The organism is Leuconostoc sp. JNUCC 76 (assembly GCF_053667755.1).
This window is the reverse complement of record NZ_CM132206.1, coordinates 1,310,360-1,330,773: the sequence shown is the minus strand read 5'-3', so window position 1 is coordinate 1,330,773 and position 20,414 is coordinate 1,310,360. Positions and strand designations below refer to the sequence as shown.

Genomic DNA, 20,414 nt, shown 5'->3' with positions numbered 1-20,414 from the left:
TGGATGTCTATTTTTCGTGTCATTAAATTAGAGAGTGAGAATGAAATTTTTAAGCGAATCAAAACTTAGTTAAAAAAAGGGGCAAAACTTTTGGAAAAACTGAAAAATGTAACCAAAATGTAATAAACACTAGAAACCGCACCGTATCAGATATAAACAGGCACAAAATAAAAAATAATCGTTAAAAAGGCTATATATTTTCTATTTGGGGTTGACATGTTCGTAAACCTTTTTAGTTAACATAATATCTAATTGCTTAAAATAAAAATAGCTTTAAACGCTGGTATAGAAGTATTTCTAGCTCGAAACTAGGGATTGACAAGATTTGTTTAAACTATTATAATTAAAACAGTTGAATGATTTCAGTCGCAAACCAAATAGTTTGCGACTTTTATTGTTTGAAAGGTGGTTCCATTGGCAAATCGTATTCCGCAAGATTTTATTGATAATGTGCGATCAAAAGTAAATATCGTTGATGTTATCGGCCAGTACACACAATTGGTAAAAAAAGGCCGACAATGGACGGGTTCATGCCCTTTTCATGATGACAGGCATCCTTCCTTATTTGTTGAAGAAAACAAGCAAGTATTTAATTGTTTTTCATGTGGTCGCTCTGGTTCTGTTTTCTCCTTTATTATGGAAAAGGAAGGATATAGCTATCCTGAGGCGATCTTGTCATTAGCGGAAAGTGTTGATATTCCAATTGACTCAAGTATTTCTGCGAATAATGGTAATCAAATTGATGGTACAACACAAGCAATCTATCAACTACATACTGATGCGCAACGATTGTATCAGCATACATTGCTTAACACCACTTCTGGTGAACAGGCACTAGCCTATCTACATGATAAAAGGCAGTTAAGTGATGACATTATTAAGGAATTTGGGATTGGTTTTGTTCCGGACGATAACCTTTTATTGAGTTATGCGAAGGAGAAAAATTTATCTCATGAAATATTAATGACTTCCGAGCTATTTATCACGAATAGTGTGAGTGGCGACATGCGTGATCGTTTTTCAGGACGTATCGTTTGGCCAATTAAAACTGAACGAGGTCAAGTTGTTGGCTTTTCGGGCCGAGCACTAGACGCTGAAAATTCAATCAAATATATGAACAGTCCAGAAAGCCCATTTTTTACTAAAGGACGTATCTTATATAATTTAGATCGAGCCAAAAATGTCATTAGACAAACGGGTACGGCGATGATTTTTGAAGGATTTATGGATGTTATTTCAGCACACATGGCCGATGAAAAAGTTGGTGTTGCAACCATGGGAACCGCACTAACACCTGATCATGTCCGACAGCTTTCACGCATTGCGAAGAGAATACTTCTTATTTATGATAGTGATGAAGCGGGGCAAAATGCTGCAAGACGTTCAATTGAGCTCTTTAAAAGTAATGCTAAAGATATAGAGGTCGGTGTTGTCCATCTTCCTGACTTGCTTGATCCGGATGAAGTTCGAATACAGCGCGGATTACCAGTTTTAAAAAAGGCACTTAATCAAAGCATTTTAACACCAATTGAGTTCTTGGTTAATGCAACCAGAAATGGTAAGAATCTAAGTAATCAAGCGCAGTATCTAGCGTTCTTGCATGAAGTCATGCAGATCTTATATACAGCTACACCAGTTGAACAAGATATTCAGCTGACTCGGATTGCAAATGAGTTTGGTACATCAAAGCAAGCACTACAAGCACAACTACAACAAACTAAGCAGTCAGTAAAAGGGCAAAATAGTCATCAATCAGTTTCGCAATCATCTCATGTTGTTAGTGACTTTAACCCAAAGGCCCCTGAATATGAATTCGGTTCTCCGGTTGAACCTAATCGATATCAAAAAATTTCAAAGGTAGAGTTGGCAGAGCGCGCTTTAATTATGGCAATGATTAAAGATCCGTATACACTGGAACGTGTTAAATCGACAGCGGGATTTGCTTTTGTTCATCCTGAGTATCAATTGCTAATGATGCTGACTGAAATTTATCAACGAGATCATTTAGGGACATTTGATATTGCTCAATTTATGGATTTTATACAAAAACCAAATTTGAATCAAAAAATTATGGCCATTGATCACAGTTTTGGTGATATAAAGGTCGAAAATGATGCGGTTCAAGATTATTTGCGTATAATTATGGAAGAAGCACCTGTTTCAAATCGTGTTCAGGAATTAAAACAACTAATTGAAATTGCTAAGCAACAGCATGATGATGCCAAACTAGTTCAACTTTCAACTGAATTAATTAACATAAAAAAACGACAACATTAATCGAGTAGATGTTGATTAAATAGCCTCATTGTAAAATATAGGAGTAAAAATGACAATTATTTCAAGTTCAAGTAAAATTTCAGATATTAAAGATTATCTTGATGAGCAAAAAATTGCTTATAATAGTCGCGCAAAGAAAGCTGAATTATTAGCTTTGGCACAAGGAAAGACTCCTGAACAAGCGGCAGCAGCTGGAAAAGCTTCAAAGCCTAAATCAGCCAAAAAGTCTGGTCCACTAAAAAATCCTGAGTACGATAAGGCAACTAAAGCATTAATTGCTGAGTATAAAGCAGCAAAACAAATAACATATGCAGCACTATCAAAGCGTTTGGCTGAACCTTTTAACTTAGATGAAGAAAACATCGAACGTCTGATGGAAAAAGTTGAGGATGCCGGTATAGCAATTGTTGATGACAATGGTGATCCGGCGCCAGAAGTGTTAAAGGCCAAGCAAAACAAACCCACTGATCAAGAGTTAGCAGAAGCCGAGGAAACCCCAGCTGGTATTAAAATTAATGATCCAGTGCGTATGTACCTCAAAGAAATTGGCCGTGTCAATTTGTTGAAGGGAAATGAAGAGATTGATATCGCTAAGCGTATTGAAAATGGGGACGTTGAAGCCAAGCAAGAGTTAGCAGAAGCCAACTTACGGTTGGTTGTCTCGATTGCCAAGCGTTACGTTGGTCGTGGTATGCAATTCTTGGATTTAATCCAAGAAGGAAATATGGGCTTAATGAAAGCCGTAGATAAATTCGATTATACTAAAGGATTTAAGTTCTCAACATATGCTACATGGTGGATTCGTCAGGCCATTACACGTGCTATTGCCGATCAAGCGCGTACGATTCGTATTCCAGTCCACATGGTTGAAACGATTAATAAGCTGATTCGTATACAGCGTCAATTGCTACAAGATTTGGGACGTGAGCCTCTTCCGGAAGAAATCGGTGCTGAAATGGATTTGACGGCCGACAAAGTACGTGAAATCTTAAAAATTGCTCAAGAACCAGTATCTCTTGAAACACCTATTGGTGAAGAAGATGATTCTCATTTGGGTGATTTTATCGAAGATAATGAGGCAGTTTCTCCAGCTGACTCTGCGGCATATGAAATGCTCAGGGAACAATTGGAATCCGTTTTGGATACATTGACTGATCGAGAAGAAAATGTCTTGCGTTTGCGCTTCGGATTAGAAGACGGACGTACACGTACATTGGAAGAAGTTGGCCGCGTATTTGGTGTAACACGTGAACGTATTCGTCAAATTGAAGCAAAAGCGTTACGGAAGTTACGTCATCCAAGTCGTTCAAAACAATTGAAGGATTTCATGGATGAGAGTACAAATTAATTGATTGTGTTCTGAAACTTAATAATAGCGGTTCATCAACCATCCCGCTTAAAAAAACTAGGAGATACTACTTATGCAAAAAACATTAGGTGCGCGACAAAGCAATCGCACAAGAAATATCACATTAACAGCGATTGTTGCTGCGTTATATGCAGCAATCACGTTAGTTATAGCACCAATCGGATTTGGACCAGTTCAGTTACGTTTATCTGAGGGCTTAAATCACTTATCCGCGTGGAATAAACGATATATTTTGGCATTGGGGCTAGGTGTTTTTATCGCCAATCTCATGTCGCCATTAGGTTGGGTTGATTGGATATTTGGTACTGCAGGTACCTTGATTATGACTACCGTAACCTATCTTTTGACTCGGAAAGTGACAAACACACTGGTAAAAATTTTAATTAGCTCTTTTGTAGTTTCTACATTGGGAATGGGTATTTTAGCAGCAGAGTTTACATTTGCCTTTAATATCGGCGCCAGTGGTTCGTTTTCTTCAGGCGCATCAGGCGGTCTTTTTTCACAATGGTTGGCGTACTATATTAGTGTTTTGCCAGGAGAAATTGTGTCATTAATTGTCGGTGGTATTTTGATTTTTGCACTTAGTAAGATTATTAAATTAGACAAATGATTGAACAAAATTATACAAATAAAAATGTTTTATTAACCGGTGCTGCTTCAGGCATCGGTTTTTCGCAATTGAAAACTTATTTGTCTCAAGGCGCAACAGTGTATGCTTTAGACAAAGAAAAAATTACGCACACACACAAACATTTGCATACGTATCAAATTGACATTAGACAACACAAAAAACTAGAAATGTTGGTGGAGCACATAACTAGTAATGTTTCAATTGACATTCTATTGAATACAGCAGGAATCTTAGATGATTATCAGCCATCTTTGACCATTGACTTGGATACTTGGCAACGGGTGATGGATACAAATTTAACACCGATGTTTATTTTATCGAATGCGGTATTACCCAAGATGATTGCCGCTGGATATGGACATATTATTAACATGGCATCTATAGCTGGATTCACTGCTGGTGGGGGTGGGGCGGCATATACAACCAGTAAACATGCAATTATTGGATATACCAAGCAGTTGGCTTTTGATTACGCTTCAAAGGGATTACATATTAATGCTATCGCGCCGGGAGCAATTAAAACACCAATGAATGCCAAAGATTTTGCTGATGATGCTAGTATGGCCCAACAAGTTGCCAATCAAACACCCGCAAAGCGATGGGCTGTACCACAGGAAGTCGCTGACTTAACAATGTTTTTGACAAGCCCTCAAGCTGACTATATTAATGGCACAGTGGTACCAATTGATGGTGGTTGGACATTAGGACATTGAACAAAAAATAATTTTTTCTTCCATATAATATGGTCAATTCAGGTCACATTTAATAAGGGTAGACAAATTCGATTTAAAGAGTATTTGCATTATAATATTTATTTACTGGCAGATGAAGTTTTGCATGAGTTTGGGTTGTCGCTAATTCGAAGTTTTAAAGAATAACGATGGCTTCATTCAAAAATGGCCTTTTTCGAATGATTAATATACAATTACTATACCTGATATAACTATTTAGAACAATTACCAGTTTATAGGTAAAAAGCCATAACAAAATGTTATGGCTTTAGTAATTTTCCGAGACTTTTTAGTAGTTCTTGTGCGCTATGACTGAGGTTGTGATCTTGCTGAATCACATAACCAAATGTTAAGTAGGCATCTTCTCCTTCAATTTTTAAATTTTTGATATCATATTGTTTATGGCCAGGAGAAACCATATTAATACCTAGTTCAACGACATCTGTTTCTAAAATTATATTTGTTAAAAGATGCTCGCTATTGGTGTAAACAGTTGGTTGTAGCGTATCTGTAGCGAAACCACCGACATTAACTTGTTCCAATTGGTGTTCCATAGAGAAAAAGTCATTTAATCCGCGGACAAATTTTAATTTTAGTAGTTCTTCAAAAGAGATCGAGGTTTTATTGTAAAGCGGATTGTTATGTCCGACATAAATACACGCCTCTCTTTTTTCAATCTCAATAAATTTTAGTTTCTTGTGAGAAATAATATGGCGAAAAGCCTTTAATTGGTTTTGAGAAACGTATAGAATGCCTAGTTCAGAGAATCCTTGTGATACTCGAGTCGTTATTTCTTCAACGGTACCTTGTTGGTGAGAAAGGATCATACCTGGGTGTTTTTCGTATAGTTCAACTAACAGCCATGACATGATATTACTGGGATAGGTTGCTACGGAAAAATTATTATTACTTGATATAGAATTTGTATCAGTAATTAAATTCACGTTTTTTAAAATATTTTCAGCATAACTATAAATTGATTTGCCATATGCTGTTAGTTTCAATCCTTTACTAGTTCGTTCAAACAGAGGAGAGCCTAACTCTTGTTCAAAAAGTTTGATGACCCTGCTGACATTGGGTTGAGTTGTATACAGTTTAGCGGCAGCTTTGCTCAAACTACCACAGTTATGGGCAGTAACAAAATATTCTAGTTGCTTAATTTCCATACGAACCACACTTTCAAAAAAGTTGTTAATCGATTATAGCATTTATTCAGTGGAACCAAGATAAAATTCTTTAAACATTGCGAGTAAATGATTTTCTAAAAATAGGTATACCTACTTGGGTATGCCTATTTTTTTTTAGAAAAAAAGTTGTTATTTGTGCAACTTATACAAATTATAATTTTAAAAAGGCAATTTAACTAATGAAATAAAATAGATAAGTATGTAGAGTAGACTGCAATATCAAATAGCGGATCCGTAAATACGAACTTTGATACAAATTAGTACATTTTTATTTTTATTTTAAGGGAGGTATTGTCGTAATGACATACAAAAATGAACAAAATACAAACATATTGTACAAAGGGAATAAAATTGACCCCAATCGTGTTACAGATCCTGAAGTGATGCCGTTATATTTGTCAACAGCTCATAATGTGGCAGATTTAGATGATCTACAAAATACTTATGATCGAAAAGGTTATGCGTATACGAGGTCCCATAATGCGAATCGTGATGGAATTGCAGAACTCATGACATACTTGGAGCAATCAGAAAAAAGTGTCATCACGAACACAGGTATGTCCGCTATATCGTCAACATTCTTAGCACTTTTGACATCAGGTGATCACGTTGTGGCTGATAAAACGTTATATGGTGAATCAATTGATTTTCTTAAGGCACTAAGTAAATTCGGAATTTCAGTCAATTTTGTTGACATTACAAACTTAGATGAGGTTGCTTCGGCTATAAATGAAAGCACTCAAATTATTTATACAGAAACAGTTAGCAATCCTATGATGACAGTTGCAGATATCAAGTCCTTAGCAGATTTAGCGCATAGCCACCAAAGCTATCTTATTGTTGACAACACCTTTATGACGCCAGTTTTATTTCACGCACTAACTGAGGGTGCAGATGTTGTGATTAATAGTTTAACTAAATTTGCAAATGGCCATGGTGATGTAACACTAGGATCAATTAGCGCTAAGGCTGAGATAATAGAAAAAATTTATAATCTTCAGGTGTTACTAGGTACAACAGGAGATCCTTTTGATTCATGGTTAGCAACACGTGGTATCAGAACCTTAGACTTGCGTGTTAAAAAACAGTCAAGTAATGCTTTGTCATTAGCAACATTTTTGGAAAACCATCAGCTGATTAGCAAGGTTTATTACGCTGGTTTAAAGAGCCATCCACAACATGACTTAGCGAAAGCGCAATTTTCTAACCAATATGGAGGAATGTTGAGTTTTGAATTAAAAGGCGACCGTCAAACAATTAATAAGTTTTTACAGGAACTAAACTTGACGAAGTATGCCATGACCCTTGGAGGCATACGAACGACAATATCACATCCAGTATCCTCATCTCACTATGATACGCCAGAAGAAGAGAAAGCAAAGATTGGTATTACTGACCAACTACTGCGTATTAGTGTCGGTATTGAGGATGAAGCAGACTTAATTCATGACTTTGAGTATGCATTATCTCAGATAGAGTTAGAGGATGGTGAATAAACATGGTAGCTCCACGTCAAAAAAAATCACACAATAACATTGTGTATATTGTCTTAGGTGTCGTTATTGTAGGGATTGTCATAGGCTCAATAAAATTGGTGGGACATTCAGCAACCACCAAAAATAAATCAGAAAAGAAAATATCAGTATTAACGTATGCTAACTGGAACCCGTTTGAATACATAAAAAATGGTAAGGTTGTAGGGTTTGATTTAGATATCTTAAAATCTCTGTCTAAAGAAGCGGGCTATCAGTATACAATCAAGAATACTGGTTGGGACTCGATGTTTACACAATTAAATTCTGGTTCAGCTGATGCAGCTGTTTCTGGTATTACAATTACAAAAGATCGTCAAAAAACATATTCGTTTTCAAAGCCTTACTTCGTTTCTCGACAGGCAATCATTGTTAAGAAAACTGACACAGAAATTAAGAATGCAACCGATCTCAAGAATAAAAAAGTTGCAGTTCAGCTGGGTTCAACCGGAGAGGAAGCTGCTGAATCAATTCTTGGTAAGAATAGTTCAAATATTAGCAAAGACAAAGGAGGTACAACATTTTTACAGGTTGTTCATGGGCAAGCAGATGCTGCAATTGGTGATGAAACCACTGTTAAAAAGTATGTGGCAAGTAATCCTTCATACAAATTAAAAGTGATTTATGACGATAAAAATTTTGAACCAGAATATTTTGGTTTGATGTTTTCTAAAAATTCAAAATACCGTTCAACATATAATGCTGCTTTGAAAAAAATAATTGACAATGGCAAATATACAAAAATTTATGAAAAGTGGTTTGGTAGTAAGCCATCACTTGACGTCATAAAGTCGCAGCAATGAGGAGATGATCTATGAGTTTTAGTTATGAAATGATTTTAGATTATGCCCCATTTTTCATGCATGGTTTACTATACACTTTGCTATTTTCCCTTTGTGGAGTACTTTTTGGAACGATATTCGGACTGATTATTGCACTTGGTCGTATGTCAAAAAACCCCGTTATTTCTGGAATATTTAAAACCTATATTGGTTTGTTTCGTGGCACACCATTATTTGTACAAATTTTGATTACCAACTTTGGTGTTGTACCGGCAATTTTTGGACATTCTAATCCATATATAGCTGGTGCTCTCTCCTTGTCCCTGAACGCAGCGGCCTACATAGCTGAAACATTCCGTTCAGGTATTCAATCCATTTCTGAAGGACAACGTGAGGCAGCCAGAACATTAGGTTTGTCTCAATTTGATACGATGCGTTTTATCATAGTGCCGCAAGCCATAAAAATAGTGATACCAGCATTAGGAAACGAATTTATTAGTTTAATCAAAGATTCATCTTTGGTATCAGCAATATCCGCACCAGAAATTACGTATTGGGCTCAAGCTATGAATGCACAATACTATGTCGTTTGGACGCCGTATCTCACAGTTGCCGTACTATATTTGATTTTGACCTTGTCAGCAAGTCGACTAATGAAACTATGGGAAAGGAAAATGGCGCAAAATGATTAAAGTAGAACACATTTCGAAACAATTTGGCACCAATGATGTTTTAAAAGACATTAACTTAGAAGTGCCAGAAAATGAAGTTGTTGTTATCATTGGACCATCAGGATCTGGTAAATCAACATTGCTACGACTTATCAATCACTTAGATGTTGCAACAAGTGGGTACATCCATGTTGATGGTGAAGATATAACAGATGAAAATAATGATATTTCCAGTATTCAATCCAAGATGGGAATGGTTTTTCAACATTTTAATTTGTTTCCAAATTTAACTGTATTGGAAAACATAACATTAGCGCCTAAACGCGTGAAGCACTTGAGTGTTGATGAGGCCAATGAAGAGGCAAAAAAACTGTTGGCATTAGTCGGATTATCTGACAAAGTTAATGCTTATCCTAAATCTTTGTCTGGCGGGCAACAGCAACGTGTAGGAATAGCGAGATCGCTTGCGATGCATCCTAAATACTTATTGTTTGACGAGCCAACTTCGGCCTTAGATCCAGAAATGGTTGATGATGTTCTTGAAGTAATGAAGGATTTAGCTAAGCAGGGTATGACCATGATCGTAGTGACTCATGAAATGGGTTTTGCCAGAGAAATAGCTAATAAAGTTATTTTTATGGCCGATGGTGTGGTCGTTGAAGAAGGATCTCCAAATGCGATATTTGGAGATCCACAGAATGTCAGAACAAAGGAATTTTTAGGAAAAGTATTATGAAAAATTGAGGGATCATATATGTCAGGAAAACGCATACACATTGTAGGTGATTTACACGAAGTTGCTATTCAAAAATTTACCAGTGCAGGATATGATTTATCGCATAGCCCAAATTACGATGAAAAAAAATTATTGTCCTTAGCTTACGAGGCAGCGGTCATTGTTATGACTGACATGGTATTTGACGAGAATTGGTTTGATGTCTTGCCAAATCTAAAACTAATCGCACGTCGTGGTGTAGGATATGATAACATTCCGGTGGAATCAGCTACTCAACACGGTGTGTGGGTGACAAATACACCCGGTGCAAATGCTATTGCTGTTGCGGAATTGGCTGTTACTTTGATATTAACAGTTTTGCGCAAGGTCAACCAAGCAGCCAATAGCGTGCAAAAAGGTGAGGCATTAACATATCCAGCAAGTTTAATGGGTCATAATTTATCTGGGAAAATAATAGGACTCATCGGGTATGGTCAAATTGCGCAAAATGTAGAAAAAATATTGCATGGTTTTGGTGCGCAAGTATTGATTTATAGTCGAACAAAGCGAGACACGCTTTATGGTCAATTTGTATCGTATGACACATTACTAGCACAATCAGACATCATATCGTTACATATTCCTGCTACACCAGAAACAAGTGGTATTTTAAATCATGAAGCGTTTTCAAAGATGAAAACGAATGCTATTCTAATTAATACAGCACGAGCTGCTTTAGTGGATGAAGAAGCGTTGGTTGAGGCAATAAATACTGGAAAAATAGCAGGTGCAGGTCTAGACACAACAAGTTATGAGACCATAAAAACAGCTAGTCCTTTATTGAATCATGATCAAATTGTGATTACACCACATATTGGTGCCAATACAGAAGAGTCCGAATACTTGACTGCTGAAAAAGTAGTGGCAAGTGTTCTTGGTTTTTTTGACAATCAAAAGCCGATATACAGATTAAATTAGCACAATTAGGGGATGAAAGGTACGCTATTAATGACAAAAAATATTAATAAAAATGTTCATAATACGGGACTGTCAGGTATTCGTTTGGTTTCTAATTTTATAAAAAAGCCGGTAAACGAAGTCATTCAACTGACAGTTGGTGAAATTGATTTACCAACACCATTTGCTACCAAGCAAGCCGGCATTAAAGCTATTGAACAAGATCATACAAAATATACTGATAATATGGGTATATTAGCACTTAGAAGAATCATCACTGAGTACGCGCAAGAATTTTATAGTGAACCTTATAATCCTGTTACAGAGGTACTAGTGACAGTTGGTGCAAGTGAAGGCATTGACCTAGCAATCAGAGCACTAGTTAATCCTGGTGATGAAGTCATTCTTATTTCACCTGGTTATACTGCTTATACACAAGCCGTTACTTTAGCAGGAGGTGTTCCAGTAGTTGTTGATACACGATCGAGTAATTTTAGGCTATTACCAAATCAATTAGAGGAGGTAATTAGTGAGAAAAGTAAATTAGTTATACTCAATTATCCGAATAATCCGAGTGGTGTTGTTTTATCGTCTCAAGAGTTAGCAAAATTAGCTAATGTCATCAAGAGGCATGATTTATATGTGTTGACAGATGACGTGTATAATCGTTTAGTCTACGATCAAGATTTCGCACCATCGATTGCAAGTGTGCCCGATATGAAGGAAAGAACCCTAGTATTAAACGGTTTATCTAAATCGCACAGTATGACGGGATGGCGCATTGGTTATTTATTAGGGCCAGAGTCTTTAATTCACGAATTATATAAAATCCATCAAACTGGTGTTGGCTGTGCCTCAAGTATCTCTCAAGAAGCTGCAATGACAGCTTTAACAGTTGATCGTGATAACCCGTCTGAAATCGTGCCCATATTTAGAGAAAGGCGAGACTATGTTCTGAAACGATTAGATGAAATTGGTATTAGCTATATTAAACCAGAGGGAACATTTTATGTCTTTGCAGATATTGATAAGTTTGGCATGACTTCATTGGACTTCGTGAAGTTTCTAATAGAAACAGTAGATTTGGCTGTTGTTCATGGCTCCGCTTTTACTGAATTTGGTGAAGGGTTTATTCGAATTTCCTATGCAATGGATTTATCAATTCTAAAAGAAGCTTTGGACAGGTTTCAAGTTGCCGTGTCTACATTAAACAATCAAAAAAGCCTCAGTTAAGAGGTGGAAGTGTGGGGCAAATCAAAAGTGATCAAAGAATTAGAAATTTCAAGATAGCATGGATAGGAACATTTATGGCGGGCATGGCATTTAGTGAAGCCATGCCTTTTTTGGCTCTTTATATCATGCAAATTAGTCATTTTAATCAGGCAAAAGTTAGTTTTTATGCCGGTATTTCATATGCGGCTTCGTATTTAGTTGTGATATTAGTCTCACCAATTTGGGGTAAAATTGCAGATCAACACGGGCGAAAACCAATGCTGCTTCGCACAGCGGCAGGGATGGGGATTATAATCATCTTATTGAGTTGTGTGACGAATATTTGGCAGATTATTATTCTCCGTCTTTGTCAAGGGCTTTTTGATGGTTATACACCCAGTGTAATTGCCTTAATTGCTGCTGAAACGCCACTTGAGGAGCGATCCGTAGTTATTAGTAAGTTGTCCACGGGATATATTATTGGCGGGTTAATGGGTCCTCTAATTGGCGGCTTGCTCGCTACAATATTTAGTATTAGGATGACCTTTTTTATTACAGGTATAATTTTGTTATTCGTAGCTTTCATCAGTTTTTATGGTATTAAAGAAAACTTTCAGAAAATCAATGCAAATCCGACAGAAAAATTAGTTTCATCTAACAAGGAAAGCGTTTGGACTGTACCAATCTTAATATTGCTGAGTGCTACCATGCTAATTCAGTTTGTGGAAAGTAGCATAATTCCGTATGTTAGTTTGATGATTAAATATTTGTTATTTTCAGAGCATTATTTGACTATCATGACGGGTATAGTTTCTGCTTTGCCAGGTGTCGCAACAGCTGTATTTGCAACCTTTGTTGGCAAAATGAGTAGCCATTTTGGTGCTCTGAAAATACTTAAGTTGTGTGAACTCACAGCAATAATAATTTATGCTTTGCTTGGCATGACCACCAGTTTAATTATTTTTGCAGGACTAAGGTTTTTAATTGGGATTGCTAACGCTGGTATGACGCCAATGATACAAGTATTATTGTCAAAAGCTAGTAATCGATTGAGTACGGTTTTTAGTATGAGTTTATCGGCGCAATCACTTGGTAGTCTAGCTGGATCTATTCTTGGTGCATACCTGAGTCAATTTATGTCGCTGAATAATCTATTTTATATTGCTAGTGGTGCCTTAATAATCAGCTACATATTATTGCAAAAAAGAGGATTGGGTAATTTAACGGACACTACATAAAAAATTGGTATAAAAAAACAATCTAAGCAATTAGATCGTTTTTTTTGCACAATCATTGACAATAAATGATTCAGCAGTTATTTTGATGAAGAACTTGAAGAACTTGAAGAACTTGAAGAACTTGAAGAACTTGAAGAACTTGAAGAACTTGAAGAACTTGAAGAACTTGAAGAACTTGAAGAAGAAATACCAGCCGTTAGATAGGCATTCAAAGCAGTTTTCAAATCGCTGTCTTTAACACTAACATTGTTTTTACGCAAAATCTTTCCGACAATGGCTTGTATTTCGCTGGTGTTGTTTGAATCATTAATAAAGTCAGTTACTATCTGAGTTGATAAGGTACTACGCAAGCTACTCATTGAAGGCTTTGTTGTTTTCTTATTCAATTTAATGACATAGTAACTGCCGCTTGTACCAGTTACAGGTTCCGTTGAATAGTCACCAACTTTGTCGAGCTTGAATGCTGCAGTTTGCACAGCTGAGTCGATACTTGTGTTTGTTGAGTTAAACGCTGGCATTTTACCATTTGATGATTTATAAGTACTATCTGTAGAATACTTTTTGTAAACCGTATTCCAGTTATCACCATTCTTCAATGCGGCAATTGCTTCTTTAGCCTTCGCTTCATTCTTAGCTGTAATCATTGAAATCGTCGTGTCTGAGTGGTAATTCTTATAAGCAGTTTTTAGTTGCTTATCAGTCACCTTATAATTAGCCTTGATGGCAGCATTGATAATCAGATTATTTTTGATATTCTTTTTGAACTGGGCATCAGTTGTATTGTTAGATGCCAAAACAGACTTAAATGATGAACCATACTGCGCTTTTTGCGCGTCGTAGGCGTTTTGTACATCTGTGTCAGAAACTTGATCACCATATTCGGCTGACAGAACTTTATTAATAACCATATTAGCAAATTCTTGCTGACCAGCTGATGATGTTTTGATATCTTCGTAAAACTGCTTTTCAGTAATTTTACCAACTTTTGAAGTCATTAATGTTTTTGACGAGTTAAAACCAAGAAAGACCAGTCCGCCGACAAAAACAACGACGAGAAGCCCCCAAATAAATTTTCGCATGTGATAATACTTTCCTTTTCTAGATACAATACTAAGTATTTTACCATAAATGAATCTAATGCGCTTTAAACTTAGATAATTCAGTATTTAAATGCTCAGTAGCTTCATTAATACGTGAAATATGTGGTTGATTTTTGAAATTCATTTTTTCGATGTCTGACTGAATATCTTCAGAAACACTCTGCATCTCTTTTATTTGTTCTGTTAATTCATGCTGTTGTAACTGGAGTTGTTTGAGCAAAGCTGTTATTTCTTTTATATTCGTGATGAGATTTTTGAATTGATCAAATAATTTCATATTATTTCTCCCAAACATCGTTACGTCGGATGTTTTAAAATTGCGAAGCAATACTATCAGCAATGGCTTGATATTGTTCCGGTGAAAAATGAGCGCTGTTATCAATAGTTGGTGCTAACACACTATTTAGATTATCATCATCATAACGAGGGATTAGGTGCCAGTGAGAATGGATAACGGTTTGACCAGCAGAAGGGCCGTTGTTTGATTGGATATTGAGACCTGTAATTTTGTCGTCACTGGCTTTTATGGCGCGTGCAATGACAGGCAATTTCAACAAAACTTTTTTGGCAGTATCATCATCATAGTCAAAAATGTTATCAACGTTTTTCTTTGGTACAACTAGTGTATGCCCAGGGGTTACTTGTGAGATATCCAAAAAAGCGAGAACGTCTTCATCTTCATAAACTTTATAACTTGGTATTTCACCTGCAATAATTTTGTCAAAAATATCCAATGTAATAATCTCCGTTTCCATTTGTTACTTTTCATTATAACAAATAAGGTTATATAACAAAAATGAAGTGTTATTTTTAGTAAACAAATTGAAAAGAAACGGTCATTATCTATATTTATAGATTTCATACAAATATCATGTAATGCTTGCTATAATAGATGTATGGGATTAAAAATTAACAATATATCTGGCGGGTACGCGGGCAATAATATATTGAAAAATATTTCTTTTGACGTGCCTAATGGTGAAATCGTTGCTCTAATTGGTCTAAATGGTGCTGGAAAATCAACGACAATTAATCACATTATCGGAGAACTGCAGCCTCAAATGGGATCAATAGTTCTTAATGATACTAATATAGTATCAGAACCAACAGCCTTTAAATCACAACTTGCATATATTCCCGAACAACCAATATTGTATGACGAATTGACGTTAGGTGAACATTTACATTTGATGCTAGCGGCGCATGAAAAAGACAATGAGAATACTTGGGAACATGTTGTGTCATTATTAACCATGTTTAGATTAGAGGATAAGCTAAACTGGCTACCAATCCATTTTTCTAAGGGAATGCGACAAAAAGTAATGCTTGTGTCTGCATTTATGTTGAATGCCCCATTGCTAATTGTTGATGAGCCTTTTTTGGGATTAGATACATTGGCGCAAAGAGACGTTGTATCTTTGATGAGAGAACAAGCAAAACTTGGGAATAGTATTTTGATGACAACTCATTTATTAGCTTCGGCAGCATCATTTGTGGACAGGTTTGTTGTTTTACATGACGGTAAAGTACGTTTCGTGGGCACACCTTCCGCTTTAGCAGAAGAAAATCAGTTAACAGTTGATCATCTTGATGATTTGTTTGATTTAATGCAAAAGGAGTTAGCTAATGAAAGCTAGCGATTTATTTTGGCGACGCTTTCGAGACGAACAGCGGACATGTGCTAAATATCTGCGATTGTTATTTAATGATCATTTTGTGATTTTTTTGATTATTGCTTTAGGTGGTGCTGTACTTGCTTATCGCGAACTGCTCAGTACGCCACAGTCGATGATGTTTTGGCGCTCTAATTGGTGGCAAATAATCATCATTACGTGGTTACTAATAGGACTACAGATAGGTGATTTAATTACGTACTTCAAGCCAGCAGATAGGCTTTACTTACTGGGGAACGACTCGGAAATTATCAAAAAATATTTGACGCGTTCTGTAAATTTGAGTATTTTATATGCCAGCGTATGGCAAGCTGTTTTTGTTGGTGCTATTATACCAATGCTATTGAGAATTTATGTCAACGGTTTGTTACGAATTAGTTCTTTGTTGATTTTTGCAATTAGTTACAAGTTGCTGCTATTGTTATTTGAACGAGATAAATTATTCTTGAAGCAACGAGTGCAAACGATTACGATATTTGAAGCAAATTCAACAGCTGAGAGGCTTCTCTTTCGTGTTTTATTGCCTAGCATTTTCTTAGAATTTATTCTTATATTGACCCAGATGCAAGTATATATTTTGATGAGTGCTTGGTTGGTATTGATGTTAGTAACTGCTTACTATTTTCATATCAACAATCATAAGGCAAACTCATTCGCAATTAACTGGGCCATCGCAACACAACAGGCACAACAACAAAAGCAACGGGTATTGCACTTTTTTGCGCTTTTTGCTGAAATACCCAATCAACCTAAATCAATTAAAAGACGTCGTTATCTAGACTTTTGTCTACAACGTTTGATAAAGAACAAACCAGCAATGTTGCGATTATATTGGACACGTTTAGCGCGAGACACGGAAATATTGCCTTTGGTTCTTAGATTAATAATTGTGGGAATGATTATCGTAGGTGTGTTACAGACTGCACCCGATTGGTTAGTTGCTGTAGTTGGTGCATTGACAGTATATCTTGTGAATTTTCAGTTATTGCCACTATTTTCAGATACGCAAAAGAAAATTTGGACGCGTTTAATGCCAATCACCAATTCTCAGAAACAGAGCGCATTTATTCAGGTACATAGATTAGTGAACTACATTGTTTGCACATTGTTGATTGTTACGGTAGCCGTGACAAGTGACTCGTTACAACGGATATTGTTATTATTTGTATTGTTGATTGTAGTTACTATTGGGCTACAAAAAAGTTATATTCCATATATGATTAAAAAAATGAAAAAGTAACGGAGAAATTTTATGCATTTACGCTCAAAACCTTGGGCTAGCGATTGGCTGGCTGAGCATTCAGATATAGTGATTGATCAAGATCGTGCAACAGCACAAATTGGACAGTGGCAATCATTATTTGACCAAGAACAACCAATAAATTTGGAGATTGGTTCTGGTAAGGGACAGTTTATTCTTGGCATGGCCTTGGCACATCCGGAAATCAATTATATTGGCATGGAAATTCAAGAGACGGCGATTGCCATCGCAGCACGTAAGAGTTTTGATCAGGTCGGCACATTGCCAAACTTACGTTATATTTATGGTAATGGCAATGGTGTTGAGACTTATTTTGAAAAAGGTGAAGTTAGCAAAGTTTACTTGAACTTTTCTGATCCTTGGCCAAAAAAGCGTCATGAATCTCGTCGATTAACGTATAAGTCATTCTTGAAATCTTATGAAGCAGTTTTGCCAGAACATGGCGAAGTTGAATTCAAAACAGATAATCGTCATTTATTTGAGTATTCGATGGTTAGCTTCATGGACTATGGCATGCGATGGACTCCAGAAGACTACACGCTGGACTTGCATGCTGATGAAGACAAGGTACAAGGTAACGTTGAGACCGAGTATGAACAAAAGTTTATGGCTAAAGGTCAACCAATTTATAAGATTAAGGCTCACTTTTAGAGCAACAAGGGTTACAGAGTATTATATAAATGTTACAGAGTATTATATAAATAAAAAACAGCGTCTAATTTAGGCGTTGTTTTTGCTGTCTGGGGACATTTGGGGACTTAAAGATAAAAAGGTCAATGCCATCTGGTCTTGTTCCTGTTCCTTTTCTTTCAATATGTGAGCGTAAACATCTAATGTGATGCGAGTATTTTCATGGCCAAGCCTTTTTGAAACATAATCGATTGCTGTGCTTTGGAGTTATCAGAAGATTCAGAATTATCTCCGGAAACATCATCATCACTGACAGAACTAGGTGATTTGTGAGACTGTTCAGAGGACGAACTTCTTGCACTAAAAGGTATCGAAATAATAGTAAGTAATAGAAATACGATAGACAAAGTCAAATAGATTTTAGGCTTTTTTGGGAAATCAAATGCTTTGCTTCGCTTTTTTCATGTAACCTTACTAACAAAAATAAAAATACTAAACACGGTATTAAAAATAATGCAATAAACACTATATCTCTCCTAAAGCTTTTTAATGTGGTTGCTTAGCACAAAATGTTAATCGTTTACCAAATAATATTAAAAAAGTATGTACGCCCAAAAGGGCATTTATTAACGTAATTGAAATTCAAAATCAGAAGTATCTGACAATGAACCTTTATAAGTGAAAGATAGATTTCCTTCAGAACCTGATTGTCCTACCCATGTGCCACTGTAACTTGCATTTGGGCTTAATGTTCCAGATGTAAATTGGTTCTGAACAAAATCATCGTCAACATAATCATTATCGGTCTTATTACCGTTGTTGCTTAATTGAAAGTCTAAAGGATTATACTCATAATCTTTATCCGAGTTGTTTTTTATAGTAACGTCTACGAAGACATACTGCTTACCACTATCAGGTACGTTCATGTCGCCGTCTCCGTTTGAATATGAAACTTTAGTAACTGTATATTCAACTCCACTTATTGAAGCTGTTTCTCCAACTTTAAAGTTCTTTTTAGTATTTGAACTAGATGAAGCGCTAGACGACTGATCTTCAGAACTAGATGAACTATCAATTTTCTTTACTTCTTTATTGTATGACTTTGTAGCCTTGTCTAATGAATTAGCATACAAACCTTGTGTTGCTATAACTATAATAATAGTAGTTACAGATAAAACAGTTCCAATAATAGAAAGTACCTTTTTATTTTTTCTGTTGATCACTAATGCGATAACTCCTAATACCAATGAAATTATGCCTAGGAAGAACGCAAAATTATTTACTATAGGAATCCATGATAACAAAAGTCCTAAACCGCCAAAAACAATAGAAAGTATACCCAATACTTTTCTTTCTTTCATCTCTCAATCTCCTCAAACCTTTTAGTGTGATTGCTTAGCACATAATATGTACACCGCACAGCGGTTTATAATACAACGACACCAAATATTGACATTTTGTATTCATCGTTAATTGGTAAGTCTTTGTATTTTTTGTTTAGTGAAACTAATCGACAGCCATTCTCATCACGCATGAATTTCTTGACGTAAACTTGATGATCATAGTCAGCAATAACGAATTGACCGTTACGAACTTCTTTAGTTTCTTTAACAAAGATGACTTGCTTGGTTTCGAATGTTGGTTCCATAGAGTCACCATTAACGACAACAGCGAAATCATGGCCTAGGATTTCTTCGTTATATGTAACAGTTTCTTTATACCCGTCGTCAAAATACTCGCCAGTGCCTGCTGAAATGGCTCCTAATGTTATGATTTCATTATTTTAGTAGATAACTCAACAAAGTTATTTTGTTCAATATATTGTTGTTCAGTAAAGTGGTAAACTTTGTCTTACTTATCTTTATGAAGCTGAATAGCTAATTTATTAATTTGTGATATTACCGAATCCTCAAAGTTATTTTGGTATTATTTTCAAACCTTTACATATATTAATGATATTTCCCATTTTGGCATTGAAAATTCCACGCTCCAATATTGAACGCACAGTTGTATGGGGATTTCTATTTGTTCGGCAAAGTATCTAACATTACCAAATTTGGATTCAACTAAGTTTTTGAGGTATATTTCTTTACTCATAAGAAATTCTCTATATCAATATCGTAACATACAAAAATCGCATAACAATGAAAATAAATACGAATTTTCGTATACAATGTATTTGTGCTTAAGAAAATAGCACAAATAATTTTACGTTCGACGTACGAAAATTCGTATCTAAGGGAAAAGTTATGCTAAATAACCTTGAAAAAATGAGAAGAGACTACGAATAGTTAAGAACAGAGCGGTTATGTGTTATAATCTTTTATCTGTGACAAGTGGTGTATGTCTAACTTCTTGAAGATACTCACTAAGGAAGAAAGCGCCGGTGCCACAGAGACTTTCAGAAGATTAAACAGATATATCGAAAGTCGGTGTTTGCTTATCAGC

21 protein-coding genes and 1 riboswitch are annotated in these 20,414 nt (G+C 35.9%); of the genes, 14 read left to right on the top strand and 7 right to left on the bottom strand.

All coding sequences use genetic code 11. From position 1 onward, the window contains the following. Positions 1 to 414: 414 nt before the first annotated feature. The 4 genes from dnaG (at position 415) to JNUCC76_RS06690 (ending at position 4,990) form a co-directional block, all read left to right on the top strand. Positions 415 to 2,277: a DNA primase gene (dnaG, locus tag JNUCC76_RS06705; protein WP_454153645.1), complete on the top strand. Its 1,863-nt coding sequence runs from the start codon at positions 415 to 417 to the stop codon at positions 2,275 to 2,277. 49 nt (positions 2,278 to 2,326) lie between these two features. Continuing rightward, the gene (rpoD, locus tag JNUCC76_RS06700) at positions 2,327 to 3,625 is read left to right on the top strand and encodes an RNA polymerase sigma factor RpoD (protein ID WP_011679963.1); all 1,299 of its coding nucleotides are present in this window, start codon (positions 2,327 to 2,329) and stop codon (positions 3,623 to 3,625) included. A 21-nt stretch (positions 3,626 to 3,646) separates the two neighbouring features. Next, positions 3,647 to 3,692: riboswitch (PreQ1 riboswitch) on the top strand. Between the two features lie 6 nt (positions 3,693 to 3,698). Next, the gene (locus JNUCC76_RS06695) at positions 3,699 to 4,256 is read left to right on the top strand and encodes a QueT transporter family protein (RefSeq protein ID WP_454153643.1); all 558 of its coding nucleotides are present in this window, start codon (positions 3,699 to 3,701) and stop codon (positions 4,254 to 4,256) included. Beyond that, entirely contained in the window at positions 4,253 to 4,990 is a 738-nt protein-coding gene (locus JNUCC76_RS06690; protein ID WP_454153641.1) for a 3-oxoacyl-ACP reductase, read from the top strand. Before JNUCC76_RS06695 ends, JNUCC76_RS06690 begins: the two co-directional genes overlap by 4 nt. A gap of 278 nt (positions 4,991 to 5,268) precedes the next feature. On the opposite strand, the gene JNUCC76_RS06685 is transcribed toward JNUCC76_RS06690, so the two are convergent. Further along, positions 5,269 to 6,174: a LysR family transcriptional regulator gene (locus JNUCC76_RS06685; protein ID WP_454153639.1), complete on the bottom strand. Its 906-nt coding sequence runs from the start codon at positions 6,172 to 6,174 to the stop codon at positions 5,269 to 5,271. Positions 6,175 to 6,494: 320 nt separating this feature from the next. On the opposite strand from JNUCC76_RS06685, the gene JNUCC76_RS06680 reads away from it, so the two are divergent. From JNUCC76_RS06680 to JNUCC76_RS06650, 7 genes are read left to right on the top strand one after another with little or no spacing between them, the layout of a single operon-like run. Further along, complete coding sequence (locus JNUCC76_RS06680; RefSeq protein WP_454153637.1) at positions 6,495 to 7,691, top strand: trans-sulfuration enzyme family protein; 1,197 nt, start codon at positions 6,495 to 6,497, stop codon at positions 7,689 to 7,691. Positions 7,692 to 7,693: 2 nt separating this feature from the next. After that, positions 7,694 to 8,530 carry a basic amino acid ABC transporter substrate-binding protein gene (locus JNUCC76_RS06675; RefSeq protein ID WP_454153635.1) on the top strand — a complete coding sequence of 279 codons (837 nt, stop codon included), beginning with the start codon at positions 7,694 to 7,696 and terminating at the stop codon, positions 8,528 to 8,530. Positions 8,531 to 8,541: 11 nt separating this feature from the next. Then, positions 8,542 to 9,201: an amino acid ABC transporter permease gene (locus JNUCC76_RS06670; protein WP_454153633.1), complete on the top strand. Its 660-nt coding sequence runs from the start codon at positions 8,542 to 8,544 to the stop codon at positions 9,199 to 9,201. Next, entirely contained in the window at positions 9,194 to 9,916 is a 723-nt protein-coding gene (locus tag JNUCC76_RS06665) for an amino acid ABC transporter ATP-binding protein (RefSeq protein WP_454153631.1), read from the top strand. The genes JNUCC76_RS06670 and JNUCC76_RS06665 overlap by 8 nt, the downstream gene beginning before the upstream one ends. 18 nt (positions 9,917 to 9,934) lie before the next feature. Next, positions 9,935 to 10,873, top strand: coding sequence for a D-isomer specific 2-hydroxyacid dehydrogenase family protein (locus JNUCC76_RS06660; protein WP_454153629.1), 939 nt, complete (start codon positions 9,935 to 9,937; stop codon positions 10,871 to 10,873). A 30-nt stretch (positions 10,874 to 10,903) separates the two neighbouring features. Next, positions 10,904 to 12,085, top strand: a complete 1,182-nt coding sequence (locus JNUCC76_RS06655; protein ID WP_454153627.1) for a pyridoxal phosphate-dependent aminotransferase — start codon at positions 10,904 to 10,906, stop codon at positions 12,083 to 12,085. 11 nt (positions 12,086 to 12,096) lie between these two features. Continuing rightward, a complete protein-coding gene (locus tag JNUCC76_RS06650) occupies positions 12,097 to 13,302 on the top strand; it encodes an MFS transporter (protein ID WP_454153625.1) in 1,206 nt (401 codons plus the stop codon). 77 nt (positions 13,303 to 13,379) lie between these two features. On the opposite strand, the gene JNUCC76_RS06645 is transcribed toward JNUCC76_RS06650, so the two are convergent. The 3 genes from JNUCC76_RS06645 to JNUCC76_RS06635 are packed head-to-tail and all read right to left on the bottom strand — an operon-like array spanning position 13,380 to position 15,136. After that, positions 13,380 to 14,381 (bottom strand): peptidyl-prolyl cis-trans isomerase, encoded by a 1,002-nt coding sequence (locus JNUCC76_RS06645; protein ID WP_454153623.1) that lies wholly within the window; start codon positions 14,379 to 14,381, stop codon positions 13,380 to 13,382. Positions 14,382 to 14,436: 55 nt separating this feature from the next. After that, positions 14,437 to 14,679 (bottom strand): hypothetical protein, encoded by a 243-nt coding sequence (locus JNUCC76_RS06640; protein WP_454153621.1) that lies wholly within the window; start codon positions 14,677 to 14,679, stop codon positions 14,437 to 14,439. 34 nt (positions 14,680 to 14,713) lie between these two features. Then, positions 14,714 to 15,136, bottom strand: a complete 423-nt coding sequence (locus JNUCC76_RS06635) for an HIT family protein (protein WP_454156544.1) — start codon at positions 15,134 to 15,136, stop codon at positions 14,714 to 14,716. A 162-nt stretch (positions 15,137 to 15,298) separates the two neighbouring features. On the opposite strand from JNUCC76_RS06635, the gene JNUCC76_RS06630 reads away from it, so the two are divergent. From JNUCC76_RS06630 to trmB, 3 genes are read left to right on the top strand one after another with little or no spacing between them, the layout of a single operon-like run. Then, positions 15,299 to 16,039, top strand: coding sequence for an ABC transporter ATP-binding protein (locus JNUCC76_RS06630; protein WP_454153619.1), 741 nt, complete (start codon positions 15,299 to 15,301; stop codon positions 16,037 to 16,039). Continuing rightward, the gene (locus tag JNUCC76_RS06625; protein ID WP_454153617.1) at positions 16,029 to 17,315 is read left to right on the top strand and encodes an ABC transporter permease; all 1,287 of its coding nucleotides are present in this window, start codon (positions 16,029 to 16,031) and stop codon (positions 17,313 to 17,315) included. Before JNUCC76_RS06630 ends, JNUCC76_RS06625 begins: the two co-directional genes overlap by 11 nt. A 12-nt stretch (positions 17,316 to 17,327) precedes the next feature. After that, complete coding sequence (gene trmB, locus JNUCC76_RS06620) at positions 17,328 to 17,987, top strand: tRNA (guanosine(46)-N7)-methyltransferase TrmB (protein WP_454153615.1); 660 nt, start codon at positions 17,328 to 17,330, stop codon at positions 17,985 to 17,987. Between the two features lie 179 nt (positions 17,988 to 18,166). On the opposite strand, the gene JNUCC76_RS06615 is transcribed toward trmB, so the two are convergent. From JNUCC76_RS06615 to JNUCC76_RS06605, 3 genes are all read right to left on the bottom strand, one after another. Further along, positions 18,167 to 18,373 carry a hypothetical protein gene (locus JNUCC76_RS06615; RefSeq protein WP_454153613.1) on the bottom strand — a complete coding sequence of 69 codons (207 nt, stop codon included), beginning with the start codon at positions 18,371 to 18,373 and terminating at the stop codon, positions 18,167 to 18,169. A gap of 219 nt (positions 18,374 to 18,592) precedes the next feature. Continuing rightward, positions 18,593 to 19,327, bottom strand: a complete 735-nt coding sequence (locus JNUCC76_RS06610) for a DUF4352 domain-containing protein (protein WP_454153611.1) — start codon at positions 19,325 to 19,327, stop codon at positions 18,593 to 18,595. 65 nt (positions 19,328 to 19,392) lie between these two features. Beyond that, positions 19,393 to 19,722, bottom strand: a complete 330-nt coding sequence (locus tag JNUCC76_RS06605) for a S24 family peptidase (protein WP_454156543.1) — start codon at positions 19,720 to 19,722, stop codon at positions 19,393 to 19,395. Between the last annotated feature and the right edge of the window lie 692 nt (positions 19,723 to 20,414).